This is a genomic window from Mediterraneibacter sp. (genome assembly GCF_030825015.1).
In the GTDB taxonomy this organism is placed as follows: domain Bacteria; phylum Bacillota; class Clostridia; order Lachnospirales; family Lachnospiraceae; genus Mediterraneibacter.
Genome location: NZ_JAPJQP010000001.1, coordinates 1 through 15,532 on the forward strand (window position 1 = coordinate 1; position 15,532 = coordinate 15,532).

Consider the following 15,532-nt stretch of genomic DNA (forward strand, 5'->3'; position numbering starts at 1 on the left):
AAAAGCAGGAGGAAAAACAAATGTTAGAAGCAGGAATGAAAGCGCCGGGATTTGAATTGCCGGATCAGGACGGAACAGTACACACATTGGAAGAGTACAAAGGAAAAAAGGTTGTTTTATATTTTTATCCGAGAGATAATACACCCGGTTGTACAAAACAGGCATGTGGTTTTGGAGAATTATATCCACAGTTTTTAGAAAAAGGAGCAGTTGTGCTCGGAGTAAGTAAGGACAGCGTGGCGTCACACAAGAAGTTTGAAGAGAAATACGGACTTCCGTTTACCCTTCTTTCGGATACAGAGTTATCGTGCATCCAGGCTTATGATGTATGGAAGGAAAAAAATATGTATGGGAAAAAGACGATGGGTGTTGTCCGCACTACTTATTTGATCAATGAAGACGGTGTGATCGAAAAAGTATTCGGCAAAGTGAAAGCGGCGGAAAATCCACAGCAGATGCTTGCGGAATTATAAGAAATCAGGAGAAGACTGCAAAATGAGACAGGAGATCGGAAGAAACCGGTCAGGGCTTCGGTATGGATATACAACAGGAAGCTGTGCGGCTGCGGCTTCGAAAGCTGCGGCGGCGATGCTGCTTGGAAAAGAGGAAATTACACATGTAAAACTGATGACTCCGAAAGGAATTGAACTGTATTTGGAAGTAGAGTCAACCGTCAGGACTGCAGATTATGTGCAGTGTGCAGTTTCAAAATACAGCGGTGATGATCCCGATGTGACGGATGGTATGAAAGTATATGCAAGAGTGGAAAAGAGCGAGCTGTTTCTTGGAAAGGAAGAAGACACCGCACGCTGTTTTGAGATTGGAGAACGTCTCATCCTTGCCGGAGGGGAAGGAGTCGGGCGGGTGACAAAAGCGGGATTGGAACAGAAGGAAGGTTTTCCTGCGATCAATAAAATCCCGCGGAAAATGATTGCCGAAGCAGTGGAAGAGGAATGTGAAAAGTATCAGTATAACGGGAAGATCAAGGTGACGATCTCTATTCCAGACGGCAAAGAGATTGGGAAAAAGACGTTTAATCCACGGTTGGGGATCGTAGATGGATTGTCAGTTCTCGGAACGACAGGAATTGTGGAGCCGATGAGCGAAAAGGCGCTGACAGATACGATCTGGCTGGAAATGAAAATGCGAAAGGAGACAGGACATGACAGGTGTTATGTAGTCCCGGGGAATTACGGAATGGATTTTTTGCGCGAAGAACTTGGCGTCGATGAAGAGTTGACCGTAAAATGCAGCAACTATATCGGAGAGACGATCGACGATGCAAAATTACTTGGGATGAAAGGGATTCTCCTGATCGGTCATATCGGGAAGTTTGTCAAGCTGGCGGCAGGAGTGATGAATACTCATTCCAGGCAGGCGGACTGCAGGATGGAAGTGCTGGCAGTTCATGCGGCTTTGGCTGGCGCTGAGACGTCGGTTGTGCGCTCGATTATGGAGTGTATAAATACATCGGAGGCGTTGGAACTGTTGAAAAGATATGGATTTCTCGAAAAAGTAATGAAAAGTGTAATGGATCGGATTGAATTTTATCTGACAAACAGAGCCGGGGAAACATTAGAGATCGGGGCAGTCGTTTTCTCAAACGAAGAAGGGATTCTGGGAAAAACATCAAAGGCAGACGAGCTGTTTGATCGGATGAATCGTTCTGTCACGCATAGAGAAAAGGAGACGAAGACGTTATGAAAGGGAAATTTACAGGTGTCGGAGTTGGACCTGGAGATCCTGAACTTTTGACATTAAAAGCATTGCATGCAATACAAAAAAGCGACGTTATCGCCATTCCGGTATCGGACAGCACTCTGGAAGAACCGAGTGAAAAGGCAGATCAAAAATATGCCGGACAGTGCACAGCTTTTCAGATTGTAAAACAGGTCTATCCAGAGATAGAGAACAAAGAGTTGATCTTTCTGCCGATGCCGATGATCAAAGATCGGAAAAAACTGATGCAGATTCACGATAAAGACGCAGAATTTACAGGTGAAAAATTAAATCAGGGCAAAAATGTTGCATTTCTTACGATCGGCGATCCAAGTATTTATTCTACTTGTATGTATGTGCATAAAAGAGTGAAGCGAATGGGATATGAAACGGAGCTGATCCCCGGCATCCCGTCTTTTTGCGCGGCGGCGGCTCGTCTTGACATCTCTCTTTCGGAAAACAGAGATGAACTGCATATTATACCTGCCTCTTACGGAGTGGAAGAGAGCATACGGTTATCGGGAACAAAGGTATTTATGAAAAGTGGACGGAAAATGGCAGAAGTGAAACGTTTTCTTCTTGAAAATGGGTTAGAGGCAAAAATGGTAGAAAACTGCGGGATGGATTCGGAAAAGCTTTCTCTTTCTACAGAAGAAATTCCTGAGCAGGCGGGGTATTATTCGCTGCTTATCGTAAAAGGGAAAAAGGAAGGCTGAAAAAAAGAACAAGAAAGCTGAAAAAATAGAGAAGCTTAGAGCAGGAAAGGAAAGAAAAGGATGGTCACATTTGTTGGAGCAGGTCCGGGTGCGGAAGATTTGATCACTGTGCGCGGTCAGCGCCTTTTGGAAGAGGCAGATATTGTAATTTATGCGGGATCACTTGTGAACCCGAAACTTCTCTGTATTTGTAAAGAAACGTGTGCGGTTTACAATAGTGCGAAGATGACACTGGAAGAAGTACTGGAAGTGATGAAAGAAGGAGAAGCTCAGGGAAAGAAGATTGTCCGGCTTCATACAGGGGATCCTTGTCTGTATGGAGCGATTAAAGAGCAGATGGATGAGCTGGAACAACTGGGGATTGAATACGAAGTGTGTCCGGGGGTCAGTTCTTTTTGCGGAGCAGCGGCTGCGCTTAAAACAGAATATACTCTTCCGGGTATTTCTCAGTCCGTCGTGATTACCCGTATGGCAGGAAGAACACCGGTTCCTGACAAAGAGTCGATCAGAAGTTTTGCGGCTCATGGTGCGTCGATGGTTATTTTTCTAAGTACGGGGATGTTAAGGGAGCTTTCGAAAGAGCTGATCAGCGGAGGGTATACGCAAGATACGCCGGCAGCAATCGTATATAAGGCGACATGGCCGGAAGAAAAAGTGCTGAACTGTACAGTAGGAACATTGGCGCAGACTGCAGAAGAAGCAGGAGTGACGAAGACAGCGCTTATTGTTGCAGGTCATGTTTTGGATGGAACGTATGAAAGATCTAAATTATATGATCCTTCGTTTACGACAGAATTTCGGCAGGCATCTTCCCATGCGGCCATGACAGAAAAGGAGAGATCAGCGGATGAATAAAATATATGTTGTAGGACTTGGACCAGGGGCGGAAGATCAGATGACGGTGCGGGCAAAAAAAGTTCTTGATACATGTCCGGTCATTATCGGATATACGGTATACATTGATCTTGTGCGCCCTTTGTTTCCTGATAAACAGTTTTTAAGTACTCCGATGAGAAAAGAAACGGATCGCTGCAAGATGGCGTTTGAGGAAGCGGAGAAAGGCTGTGACGTTGCCATGATATGCAGTGGTGACAGCGGGATTTACGGAATGGCGGGGCTGATCTTTGAGATTGGGCAAAAGTATCCGAATATTGGGATCGAGATCGTTCCCGGAGTTACGGCGGCGTCAGGCGGAGCTGCTGTTTTAGGAGCTCCCTTGATGCATGATTTTGCGGTCATCAGTTTAAGTGATTTATTGACTCCGTGGGAATTAATAGAAAAAAGACTTCGGGCGGCAGCAGAGGCTGATTTTGTGATCTGTCTGTATAATCCATCCAGCAGGAAGAGGGCTGATTATCTTGAGAAGGCATGTGAGATCATTCTTAGATCCCGGGCAAAAGAGACTGTATGCGGGCTTGTAAAAAATATAGGCAGGGAAGGAGAATCTTATGAGATCCTGTCTCTGGAAAAACTGAAAACAACACAGACAGATATGTTTACAACCGTTTATATAGGCAACTCAAATACGAAGGAACTGAACGGAAAAATGGTGACTCCAAGAGGTTATAAAGATGTGTGAGAAAAAAAGAAAGGTATCACTGATCGGGATCGGAGCAGGCAATCTGAAAGAGATGACAGGAAGAGCGAAAGAAGAAATTCTTGCAAGCGATTGCCTGATCGGCGCTTCACGGATGCTTGCAAGTGCCGAGATGTTTTTGCAGCAAGAAAAAGATACAAAAAAGCGGGCTGTTCTAAGGGAATATCGGTGGGAATCGATTCTTTCTTATATAGAGGAACAAAAGGAGTACAGACGGATCGCAGTTTTGCTTTCCGGTGATATCGGATTCTACAGCGGAGCAAAAAAACTGGAATCAGCGCTGCTGCGATCAGCGGAAAATTGTACAGTTGAATTGATACCGGGGATTTCTTCTGTAGTCTATTTTGCGGCAAAACTTAGGACTTCATGGGAAGATGCAAAGATCGTCAGCCTTCATGGGAATGAAACGCAGTTTATACATACAGTAGACATAAGCAGAAAAACATTCTTCCTTCTTGGCGGTAAGGATGCAGGAGAGCGTCTGCTGGATGCACTTTTGGCGTATGGAATGGGAGATTTTTTTCTTTCAATCGGGAAGAATCTCTCTTATGAAAATGAAGAGATCATAAGGAAAAAAGCTGCGGATTTTCAGCGAGAAGAGGTGCAGGGATTATGCGTTGCATTTGTGGAAAATGAAAATCCGTCAAGGCGGTGCGGGCCTCATATTCGGGACGGAGAGTTTGTAAGAGGAAACGTTCCGATGACAAAAGAAGAGGTACGGGCAGTCGGTATCGCGCGGCTGGAACTTACAGAAAATGCGGTTGTTTATGATATCGGCGCCGGAACCGGTTCGGTATCTGTAGAGGCGGCTCTTTCCGGTGAACAGGTGAAAGTATATGCAGTTGAGAAAAATCCGGAGGCAGCTGCACTTTTAAAAGAAAACCGGAAAAAATTCAGAACAGACGGGATCAGGATCATAGAAGGGACAGCGCCGGATGTACTCTTGGAGCTGGAGCCTCCGACACATGTGTTTATCGGAGGAAGTTCCGGTAATCTGAAGGAGATCCTGACAGTTGTGAAACAGAAAAATTCAAATGTGAAGATCGTGATCAGTGCGGTGTCGCTGGAGACAGTTCGGGATGTGATGGATGCAGAGGCAGAGGGACTTTTGGAAGATTTGGAGATCACGCAAATCTGTGCGTCACGATCCCGGGTTTTAGGACATTATCATATGATGACAGGAATGAATCCGGTCTATTTGATTTCATCTGGAGGAAAAAGAGAATGGCTTCAGGAATCTTGATTACGGCAATTTCGAGCGGGAGCGGAAAAACAGCGGCGGCATGCGCTTTGATGGCAGCTTATCAGTCTCAGAAGAAAAAGGTTTCTGCCTGCAAATGCGGACCGGATTATATCGATCCGATGTTTCACAGAGAAGTGTTGGGAGTCGATTCAAAGAATCTGGATCTGTTTTTTTCTTCGAAAGATGCTCTGCGAAGGGAGTATGCGAAGCATACAGCCGGGGCAGAAATTGTTATAACGGAAGGCGTAATGGGTTATTATGACGGTATGACCATGAATTCAGATGCGGCGAGTTCCTACGATGTAGCGAGAACACTGAACCTTCCGGTGATTTTAGTTCTGCCATGTAAAGGTGCGGCGCTTTCTCTTTGTGCTGTTGTCAAGGGAATCGTATCGTTTCGAAAAGACAGCAATATTCAGGGACTCCTTTTAAATCGTGTATCAAAATCTCTCTATCCGCGTCTGAAGCAAATGCTTGAAGAACAGTTAAAGGAAGAGGGTTATCCCATTCCGGTGCTGGGTTATCTTCCACAGAATGAAGCATTTTGTTTGGAAAGCCGTCATCTCGGACTGGTTACTCCGCAGGAAATCTGTCATCTGAAAGATCAGATGCAGGAGGCGGGGAGGATTGTATCAGAAACTGTGGATCTGGACAGTTTGTATCAGATTGCTCAAAGTGAACAGAACAAACAAAGCGGTCCAGGCAGACAAAGCGGTCAGGGTGTGGTAAAGGATGGCGGGAATCAGAATAGAAGGAAGAAGGATGATACATCCTGCCGCCAAATTCGGATCGGCGTGGCAAAGGATGCGGCATTTTGCTTTTATTACAAGGATAATATGGAACTTTTAGAAGAACAGGGAGCAGAACTTGTGTTTTTCAGTCCTTTGGAAACAGAAAAGATTCCAAAAGATGTCTCGGGATTGATTTTCGGAGGCGGATACCCGGAACTGTACTGCCGGAAATTGTCTGCAAATAAGTCTATGCGGCAGTCGGTGAAGGAGGCGGTTGATCGCGGAATGCCTTGTTTGGCGGAGTGCGGCGGATTTATGTATCTGCATGAAGAAATAGAAGATAAAGAACATCGGATCTGGAAAATGGCAGGGGCCTTAAAAGGCAGGGCTTATCCCGCGGGAAAGCTTGTCCGGTTTGGATATGTGGAGTTAACGCTTGCGCCGGAAGAAGAGACGAGCCTTTATTTGAAACAAGGAGAAATGATCAAAGGACATGAGTTTCATTACTGGGACAGTTCAAAGAGCGGGGAAAAAATAACGGCAATGAAGCCGGATAAGAGCAGGTCATGGAAATGCGTCCGCATCGAAGGAGCGCTGTTTGCAGGGTATCCGCATTTGTACATGCCTTCTTGTCCGCAGTTCGCACAGCGGTTTGTGGAACAGTGCAGGATATGGAGAAAAAAGGAAGAAAAGAAAGAAGAGAAGGAAACATATGTCAGCAGACAGGGAAAATAGAACAGAACGACCAGAAAATGGTACAGTAAAATTAAAAGAACAATTAGAGAGCAGATTAAAACAGATTTGTCCTCCGGATCAAAAAGCAGCGGCAGAGGCGCAGAAACGGTGGAAACAGATTGCAAAACCGCTGTTTAGTCTCGGAAAACTGGAAGATGCCGTTACGAAAATCGCTGCGATTAAAGGAACGCCGATATACAGTCTGAAAAAGAAAGGTCTTGTCATTATGTGTGCGGATAACGGAGTGGTTGAGGAAGGCGTTACGCAGACCGGGCAGGAGGTGACTGCTGTTGTTGCTGAAAATTTTACAAAAAATGCCACAAGTGTATGTATGATGGCCCAGATTGGGGGAGCGGACCTGTTTCCCATCGATATCGGAATGGCATCGGACGTACCTGCTGTTACAAAACCGGAATACAAAGTCGCGTCAGGAACAAAAAATATGACTAAGGAAGCGGCTATGACGGAGGATGAGGCGATCAGGGCGATACTGATCGGAATGGAGATCGTACAGACATTGAAGTCACAAGGATATGAAATCTTGGCGACAGGAGAAATGGGGATCGGAAACACGACGACGAGCAGCGCAGTTGCGTCTGTTTTGACTGGTGAAAAACCTGAGATAATGACGGGCAGGGGCGCGGGTCTTAGCTCAGAAGGGTTAAAACGAAAAAGAGCGGCGATTGAAAAGGCGATTCTGATCAATGAGCCGGATCCGAATGATCCGGTTGATGTGCTTAAAAAAGTAGGAGGATTCGATCTTGCAGGACTTACCGGTGTGTTTTTGGGAGGTGCGGTTTTTCGGATTCCGATCGTCATCGACGGATTTATTTCTTCTGTAGCTGCACTTTGCGCGGCGAGGCTTGCCTCTGACTGTGTCGGATATATGCTGCCGTCTCATTGCTCCAAAGAACCGGCGGCATCAATGATTTTGGAGCAGTTAGGGTTGTCGGCGATGCTTGATTGTGGGATGTCTCTCGGAGAAGGGAGCGGAGCGGTAGCTCTGTTTCCTCTTTTGGAAATGGGTCTGTCTGTTTATGAAAAGATGAGTACGTTCGGTGAGATCCATGTAGAGCAATATGAAGAATTAAAGTAGAAACGGATAGAACAGATTAGGAGACAGAGAAAATGAATGTGCTGAAATCTTTGGCGATTGCCTTGGCAATGTATTCAAAGCTTCCGGTTCCGAATATTGAGTGGGAAGAAAAGAATATGCGGTATGCGATGGGTTTTTTCCCGATTGTAGGAGTGATCATAGGGGCGCTGACACTTGGAGTCGGGCAGCTGCTTTTGCTCTTTACGGATTGTGGGAAGCTTTTCTTTTCAGCAGTGATGACAATGATTCCGGTTGTTGTGACCGGAGGAATCCATTTGGACGGGTTTGCAGATACAATCGACGCCCTTTGTTCTTATGGAGATAGAAAGCGGAAACTGGAGATCTTAAAAGACCCTCATGCAGGAGCGTTTGCAGTGATCGGACTGTGCGCCTGTTTTCTTGTTTCTACAGCGCTTTGGAGTGAAATAGATGTCACGATGCTGCCTCTTGCCGCGTGGATGTATCCTTTGTCGCGGGCATTAAGCGGACTGTCTGTAGTTAGCTTCCCGTCGGCAAAAAACAGCGGTTTACTGAAAACCTTTCAGGAAAAGGCGGATCGGAAACGGGTGAAGAGGATGTTGTATGCATGGATCGTAGTCGTGACGGCGGGAATGGTGTTTATGTTTCAGGCGGCAGGGGCTGTGGTGGCGGCATCTTCCTGGGTTATGTTTTTTTATTATTATAAAATGAGTTCTAAGCAGTTTGGCGGGACGACCGGAGATCTGGCGGGATATTTTCTTCAGATGTGCGAGCTTGTCATGTTGGCTGTCATTGTTTTTGCAGGAGGATTGTATTGAAAATTATGCTGATCCGGCATCTGCCTACGCCGGGAAATGAAAAAAGACAATATATTGGGAGGACAGATGAAGATCTTTCGGAAAAAGCGGTACTGCCGCAGTTTGCTTACCCTGTGCCGGAAGGGGTTGTCATCAGTCCGATGAAACGCTGTATACAAACGGCAAAGCGGATATGGGGAGTGGATTTGGACGGCTGTCCCGTCGTTTTGGAACCTTTGATGCGGGAGTGTGACTTTGGGCAGTTTGAAGGAAAAACATATGAACAGTTAAGAGAAGAGCCGTCCTATATAAAGTGGCTGGAAAGCGGAGGGGTGACTGCGTTTCCGGGAGGAGAGACGCAGGAAGCATTTCGTGTCCGGTGCGTCAAAGGCATGATAAAGCAAGTGGACCGATTACTGGATCAGCAGATCAGATATGTGGCGTTTCTTGTCCATGGGGGCACGATTATGGCAGTTATGAAAACTTTTTCGGAAGAAAAGAAAGATTTTTATGACTGGCAGGTGGAAAATGGAAGCGGTTATCTTGTTTCCGTATCAGAGGGAGAATGGAAGAACGGAAACAAAGTGTTGAGGAATGCAATCAAATTGGAAGAGAAAAACCGGAACAGGATCGAGAAAGAAATTGAAGAAGAGCTTGCAGGAAAGACCGGGGAAGATAAGGGGAGAGGAAAGAGAAAATGTTGATATCATTAGCATCCTGTGTAACCGGATTTTTGCTGGATTTTTTGTTCGGCGATCCTGTATGGCTGTATCATCCGGTGCGGCTGATCGGAAAGTTGATTTCACTTTTGGAGAAACGATTGCGAAGGGGCAGTGAAAAGCAAAAGGAAATTTTAGGCGGTGTGTTGTGGTTATGCGTATCTGTCCTGTCTTTTACGATCCCGTTTGTATGTCTGGCGGCAGCACAGAAGATTCATCCGATGGTTCGGTTTCTGTTAGAATCTTTTTGGTGTTATCAGATTTTTGCGGCAAGATCACTGACGAAGGAAAGCAAAAAGGTGTACCGATGTCTGAAGGAACAGGATCTGAAAGCGGCTCGTAAAGCGGTTTCAATGATCGTTGGGCGAGATACGGAGAATCTGACAGAAGAAGGCGTAATCAAGGCGGCTGTAGAAACTGTGGCGGAAAATACATCGGATGGAGTGACAGCGCCTCTTTTTTATATGATGCTGGGCGGAGCGCCTCTTGGATTTTTGTATAAGGCAGTAAATACAATGGATTCCATGCTTGGATATAAGAATGAAAAATATTTGTATTTTGGAAAGATACCGGCAAAGCTGGATGATATTTTTAATTACATTCCTGCGCGGCTGACAGCGTTGACTATGATATGCGCAAGTTTTCTTGCAGGAATGGACGGAAAAAATGCAAAAAAAATATATTTGAGGGACAGGAATAAACATGCAAGTCCAAATGCCGCTCAGACAGAATCAGTCTGTGCAGGGGCGCTTCGAATCCGGCTTGCAGGCGATGCCGTTTATTTTGGGAAGCTTTATAAGAAAGAGTTTATCGGGGAGGCGCTGCGTCCGATTGAACCGGAAGATATTTTGAAATCCGGAAGATTGATGTATATGACGACAATTCTGATGCTGTTTGTTTTTACAGCGGTAAAATTGTGTGTTGCATTGGGGCAGCAGTGTTTTGTCGGATTTTAATCAGATCAGATAAAGAAGGAGACGGAATATGAGATATACACATGGGGGCGATATTTATACATATGGGGAAATGCTTGATTTTTCTGTGAATATTAATCCTCTCGGTCCATCTAAGAACGTGCTCAATGCGGCGAAGGAAGCGCTTTTACAGTCCGCAGCCTATCCGGATAGTCGATGTCGTAAATTGAGAGAAAAACTGGCGGGATGTCTTCATGCGGAAGAGAAGACGTTTGTGTTCGGCAACGGAGCTGCCGAGCTGTTATATACGCTTGTACTTGCAGAAAAACCAAAAAAGGCGTTGCTTCCGGTTCCGGCATTTTCTGAGTATGAACAGGCGCTAAGAACAATAGAGTGTGACATAAAATACTATCAAACAACACAAAATAATTACTTTTGTATTGATTTTGATTTCCTAGAAGAGCTTTCAGAAGAAGTGGATATCCTTTTTTTGTGTTCGCCGTCTAATCCATCGGGAAAGAAAATGGATCTTGCATTTCTCAGAGAAATTGCAGATCGATGCGAGCAGTATCGGATTCGTTTTGTGCTGGATGAATGTTTCCTTGATTTTGAAAAAACTCCGGAAAGTCTTTTCGATCAGATTGATCTTAGTCAGTATCCTCATTTGTTTTTTCTGCGGGCATTTACGAAGACATATGCGATTCCGGGAATACGGCTTGGGTTTGGAATGACGTCGGATGAAGAATTGTTAGAGAAAATGGAGGGAATGAAACAGCCGTGGAATGTATCGGTGATCGCTCAGAAAGCAGGAGAGGCGGCTCTTGACGAAGCGGAACGTGTGGCAGAAATGAGGCAGGCCGTATCTGCCGAACGAAAAAGAATTGAGAAAGAATTAAAATACCTTGAAATTGATTTTATTTCTTCTGATGTTAATTTCATTCTTCTTCATAGTGAAATTAATCTGTTTGAAGAACTTATGCAATATGGAATTTTAATTCGGGACTGCACAAAGGATCGTGGGCTTGGAGATGGCTGGTATCGGATCGCGGTTCGACGAAAAGAGGAAAATGAGCGGCTGCTGAAAGCATTGGCAAAAATTGTGCATAAAAATAAAATGAAGAAAGAACAGACAGGAGGCGGACAGTGATGGCAAAGTCGATTATGATACAGGGAACGATGTCAAATGTAGGAAAGAGCGTACTGGCAGCAGCGCTCTGTCGGATTTTAAAAGAAGATGGTTACAAGACAGCGCCTTTTAAATCTCAAAATATGGCGTTAAATTCTTATATCACAAGAGATGGTCTGGAAATGGGCAGAGCACAGGTTATGCAGGCAGAGGCGGCAGGTATTGAACCGTCTGCGGATATGAATCCGATCTTGTTAAAACCGACAAGCGATATAGGATCACAGGTGATCGTCAGAGGAAAGCCTCTTGGTATGATGTCTGCGTCCGAATATTATAAACGGAAAAAAGAATTCATTCCGTCGATCAAGGAGTCTTATAAAAAACTGGAAGAAGAGTATGATGTGATTGTGATCGAGGGGGCAGGGAGTCCGGCAGAGATTAACTTAAAGAAAGATGATATTGTGAATATGGGATTTGCAGAAATGGCAGACGCTCCGGTTCTGCTTGTCGGGGATATAGACCGGGGAGGTGTGTTTGCGCAGCTTGCAGGAACGATTCTTCTTCTTGAAGAGGAAGAAAGAAAGCGGATCAAAGGAGTGGTTGTTAATAAATTTCGCGGTGATCGCTCAATCTTACAGCCGGGACTGCGTTTGCTGGAAGAAAAAATAGAAAAACCGGTGTTAGGAGTTGTTCCTTATTTCCATCTTGACCTTGACGAGGAAGATAGTTTGACAGAACGTTTTCAAAGAAAGGGAACGCCGGGGCTTGTAAAAATAGCAGTTATACGTTTGCCGAGAATATCGAATTTTACAGATATCGCACCTTTTGAAGCATTGGAGGAAGCCGAAGTAACTTATGTGGCGTCTGCAGCTCAATTTGGAGAACCGGATGTGGTGATTGTTCCCGGAAGTAAAAATACGATCAGCGATCTCTTGTGGATGCGGCAGAATGGATTAGAAGGAAAGGTTCTGCGTCATGCAGCAAAGGGGGGAATCGTATTTGGAATCTGCGGAGGATATCAGATGCTCGGAGAGTCGATCAGTGATCCGACAGGGGCAGAACAGAAAGGAACGGTCCGTGGAATGGGGCTTCTTCCGGTTAAAACAGTGTTTGCACAGGAAAAGAGAAGGGTGCGGGTGACCGGAAAATTTGCGAGAGTAGACGGAGCGCTTGCAGAATTAAGCGGTGTATGTTATGAAGGGTATGAGATCCACATGGGAAAAACTGTCCTCAACGAAGGTACACAGCCGCTTGTTTATTTGCAAGAAGGCGGGAAAATGCGTCCGGACGGAGCGCAGCATAAGCAGGTGTATGGTTGTTATATGCATGGACTTTTTGATATGTCCGAAACGGTAAGGGCATTTTTGACTGCCATTTTGAAGCAAAAAGGAATCGATCCATCAGAGGTTAAGGTGCAGGACAGAAAGGCGTATAAAGAGGAACAATACGAACAACTTGCGGCAATCGTAAGGGAAAATCTTCAGATGGAGACAGTGTATCGGATTATAGAGAAAGGAAATGAAGCGACATGCAGTCTGTCATTCGAATAGGAAGCAGAGAAAGCCGGCTTGCAGTGAAACAGGCCGAAATGATAAGAGAGCAGATCCAAAAGTGCGATCCGCATCTTTTAGTTGAGATCATTACGATGAAAACGACAGGGGATAAGATCCTCGATCGAAGTTTAGAATCTGTCGGCGGGAAAGGTCTTTTTGTAAAAGAGTTAGATCTGGCGCTGGCAGAGGGCACGATCGATCTCGCTGTTCACAGTTTAAAAGATATGCCGATGGAAGAAACTTCAGAATTTCCGATTCTTGCGTACAGTAAACGGGAAGATCCTCGAGACGTACTGATTTACAGGAACAGGGAAAATGAGAAGAATGATAAGGAAGAATCTGCTCTCGAAAGATCCGGGGCGGTTATAGGAACTTCCAGTAAAAGGCGCATGATACAGATTCAAAGGTTATATCCGAATGCTGTATTTAAAGGGCTTCGAGGAAATATACAGACAAGACTTCGAAAACTGGAGGAAGAGGAATATGATGCGGCTGTTTTGGCAGCCGCCGGAATAAAGCGGCTTCAAATGGACGCGGTAATCGGAAGATATTTTTCGGTAGAAGAAGTGATTCCTGCCGCAGGACAAGGGATTCTTGCAGTCCAGGGAAGAAAAGAGTTTTTAGAGGACACCGTAAAGTGGCGTCAGTATGTGGATGATAGAGAGAGCAGGATACAAGCGGCAGCGGAGAGAAGTTTTATCCGCGTGCTTGACGGGGGATGTACATCTCCTTGCGCGGCTTATGCACAGGTAAGAGGAAATGAAGTGGAGCTGACCGGATTGTATTATCATGAAGAAAGTGGACAGTATTTTGTGGATAAAGTTTCTTCTAATGTTGAAAAAGCTCTTAGTATCGGGGAAAATCTTGCCTTGAAAATGAAAAGGCAGTTTGGAGAAAGGTGAGAAAGATGGAACAGACTTTATATGGAAAAGTGTGGATCGCGGGAGCGGGTCCGGGCGACGCCGGATTGTTGACTTTGCGGACTGCGGAATTGATCGAAGAAGCAGATGTTATCGTATATGACGCTCTTTTAAGTGCGGAGATATTAAGCCGGATTCCCCGAACTACAGAAACAATCTATGTTGGGAAACATGCGGGACATCATCCTGTTCCACAGGATGAGATTAATCGGATTCTTATAAGGGAAGCAAAAAAAGGAAAAAAGGTATTGAGACTTAAAGGTGGAGATCCGTTTGTGTTTGGAAGAGGAGGAGAAGAAGTAGAAGCTATTAGAAATGAAAAAATTTCTTTTGAAATTATTCCGGGAATTACATCTTCAGTAGCTGTTCCGGCTTATGCCGGAATTCCGGTGACACATCGGGATTATACATCGTCTTTTCATGTGATCACGGGACATACGAGAATAGATGAAAAACCAAAGATTGATTATGAGGCTCTTGTAAAATTAAACGCAACGCTGGTCTTTCTTATGGGAGTATCGGCAATGGAAACGATCTTGGAAGGGTTGATGAAAGCAGGAATGCCGGAAACTATGCCGGCGGCTGTACTGGAACGTGGTACGACTGCGAAACAAAGGAAAGTCTGTGCAACTGTGAAAACATTAAAACAACGGGCAGATGAGGCGAAGATCAAAGCGCCTGCGATTATTGTAGTCGGAAAAGTATGTTCTCTGTCAGAAACATTTCATTGGGCGGAAGACAGGGTGTTGGGTGGAAAACAATTTCTGATTACAAGACCACGACAAAATAGTTCTGGTTTGGCAAAACGTCTCCGAAATCTCGGGGCGCAGGTGATCGAGATGCCGTCTATCCATACAGTGACGATCCATCCGAATGACAGATTAAAAAGAGCGTTGGAAGAGATTGAACATTCTGAAAAAGAGGAATGGATTGTCTTTACAAGTCCGATTGGAGTGCGCGTATTTTTTGAACAGTTGGAAAAAGAAGCATGGGATCTGAGGAGGCTGTTTGCAGGGAAAACTCAGATCAAAATTGCTGCGATCGGTTCTGCAACAGCAGCAGCGTTGAAAGAACACGGATTATTTGCAGATATCGTGCCAAAGATTTATAATGCAGGAGAGCTGGGAAAAACGCTTGCAGACAATCTTTCGGCTCATAGTTCGGTTACGATCTTTCGGGCGGAGGAAGGTTCTTTCGAATTGCTTCCGCCGCTTACGGAATCCGGCGCTCAAGTGAAAGATATTCCATTATACCGCACGGAATATGAAGTTTCTTCTTTACTTAGACACAAGATAGAAAAGATGTTTCAAAAGGAGGAAATCGATGCAGTTACTTTTACGAGCGCTTCGACAGTAAAAGGGTTTGTTGAAGCGATGAAAAATATAGAATTACAAAACGTGTCTGCCGTTTGCATCGGAGAGCAGACAGCGGCAGAAGCGCGGAAATATGGGATGAAGATCCAGGTTGCAGAACGAGCGGACATGGATGCAATGACAGAGAAGATCGTGGAATGTTTTGGGGATGTAAGTTTTTAAAATTTAAAATAAAAAAGTGAAAGATTTTATGTTTCGGTTTGCCAGAACACCATTGAATGATATTCAGTATAATTGGGCAGTAGATGGTCTGTTATTCTTTGTCTTTTGTGTGGAAATTTGGATTCTTACAGAAGCATAATAATAAGTGGATT

15 protein-coding genes are annotated in these 15,532 nt (G+C 44.9%); all 15 read left to right on the forward strand.

Features of this window, described 5'->3' with window-relative positions:
- Window positions 1–20 precede the first annotated feature (20 nt).
- The 15 genes from bcp to cobA are packed head-to-tail and all read left to right on the forward strand — an operon-like array spanning window position 21 to window position 15,380.
- On the forward strand, window positions 21–473 hold the full coding sequence (gene bcp / locus RCH61_RS00005; RefSeq protein WP_178006670.1) for a thioredoxin-dependent thiol peroxidase: 453 nt from the start codon (window positions 21–23) through the stop codon (window positions 471–473).
- Window positions 474–495: 22 nt separating this feature from the next.
- A complete protein-coding gene (cbiD, locus tag RCH61_RS00010) occupies window positions 496–1,704 on the forward strand; it encodes a cobalt-precorrin-5B (C(1))-methyltransferase CbiD (RefSeq protein WP_178006668.1) in 1,209 nt (402 codons plus the stop codon).
- Window positions 1,701–2,435 carry a precorrin-2 C(20)-methyltransferase gene (gene cobI, locus RCH61_RS00015; protein WP_178006666.1) on the forward strand — a complete coding sequence of 245 codons (735 nt, stop codon included), beginning with the start codon at window positions 1,701–1,703 and terminating at the stop codon, window positions 2,433–2,435. Before cbiD ends, cobI begins: the two co-directional genes overlap by 4 nt.
- A gap of 60 nt (window positions 2,436–2,495) precedes the next feature.
- Window positions 2,496–3,290 (forward strand): precorrin-4 C(11)-methyltransferase, encoded by a 795-nt coding sequence (cobM, locus tag RCH61_RS00020; protein WP_178006664.1) that lies wholly within the window; start codon window positions 2,496–2,498, stop codon window positions 3,288–3,290.
- Complete coding sequence (gene cobJ / locus RCH61_RS00025) at window positions 3,283–4,014, forward strand: precorrin-3B C(17)-methyltransferase (RefSeq protein WP_178006662.1); 732 nt, start codon at window positions 3,283–3,285, stop codon at window positions 4,012–4,014. The genes cobM and cobJ overlap by 8 nt, the downstream gene beginning before the upstream one ends.
- Window positions 4,007–5,275, forward strand: a complete 1,269-nt coding sequence (gene cbiT / locus RCH61_RS00030; RefSeq protein WP_178006660.1) for a precorrin-6Y C5,15-methyltransferase (decarboxylating) subunit CbiT — start codon at window positions 4,007–4,009, stop codon at window positions 5,273–5,275. The genes cobJ and cbiT overlap by 8 nt, the downstream gene beginning before the upstream one ends.
- On the forward strand, window positions 5,257–6,741 hold the full coding sequence (locus RCH61_RS00035) for a cobyrinate a,c-diamide synthase (RefSeq protein WP_306479495.1): 1,485 nt from the start codon (window positions 5,257–5,259) through the stop codon (window positions 6,739–6,741). The genes cbiT and RCH61_RS00035 overlap by 19 nt, the downstream gene beginning before the upstream one ends.
- Window positions 6,719–7,837: a nicotinate-nucleotide--dimethylbenzimidazole phosphoribosyltransferase gene (gene cobT, locus RCH61_RS00040; protein WP_306479496.1), complete on the forward strand. Its 1,119-nt coding sequence runs from the start codon at window positions 6,719–6,721 to the stop codon at window positions 7,835–7,837. Before RCH61_RS00035 ends, cobT begins: the two co-directional genes overlap by 23 nt.
- Window positions 7,838–7,869: 32 nt before the next feature.
- Window positions 7,870–8,634: an adenosylcobinamide-GDP ribazoletransferase gene (locus RCH61_RS00045; protein WP_306479497.1), complete on the forward strand. Its 765-nt coding sequence runs from the start codon at window positions 7,870–7,872 to the stop codon at window positions 8,632–8,634.
- Window positions 8,635–8,639: 5 nt separating this feature from the next.
- Window positions 8,640–9,317: a histidine phosphatase family protein gene (locus RCH61_RS00050; RefSeq protein WP_306479692.1), complete on the forward strand. Its 678-nt coding sequence runs from the start codon at window positions 8,640–8,642 to the stop codon at window positions 9,315–9,317.
- A complete protein-coding gene (gene cbiB, locus RCH61_RS00055) occupies window positions 9,314–10,288 on the forward strand; it encodes an adenosylcobinamide-phosphate synthase CbiB (protein ID WP_306479693.1) in 975 nt (324 codons plus the stop codon). Before RCH61_RS00050 ends, cbiB begins: the two co-directional genes overlap by 4 nt.
- A 28-nt stretch (window positions 10,289–10,316) precedes the next feature.
- Complete coding sequence (locus RCH61_RS00060; RefSeq protein ID WP_306479498.1) at window positions 10,317–11,393, forward strand: pyridoxal phosphate-dependent aminotransferase; 1,077 nt, start codon at window positions 10,317–10,319, stop codon at window positions 11,391–11,393.
- Window positions 11,393–12,922: a cobyric acid synthase gene (locus RCH61_RS00065; RefSeq protein ID WP_306479499.1), complete on the forward strand. Its 1,530-nt coding sequence runs from the start codon at window positions 11,393–11,395 to the stop codon at window positions 12,920–12,922. The genes RCH61_RS00060 and RCH61_RS00065 overlap by 1 nt, the downstream gene beginning before the upstream one ends.
- Entirely contained in the window at window positions 12,901–13,827 is a 927-nt protein-coding gene (gene hemC, locus RCH61_RS00070; RefSeq protein ID WP_306479500.1) for a hydroxymethylbilane synthase, read from the forward strand. Before RCH61_RS00065 ends, hemC begins: the two co-directional genes overlap by 22 nt.
- A gap of 5 nt (window positions 13,828–13,832) precedes the next feature.
- Window positions 13,833–15,380, forward strand: coding sequence for a uroporphyrinogen-III C-methyltransferase (gene cobA / locus RCH61_RS00075; RefSeq protein WP_306479501.1), 1,548 nt, complete (start codon window positions 13,833–13,835; stop codon window positions 15,378–15,380).
- Window positions 15,381–15,532: the final 152 nt, after the last annotated feature.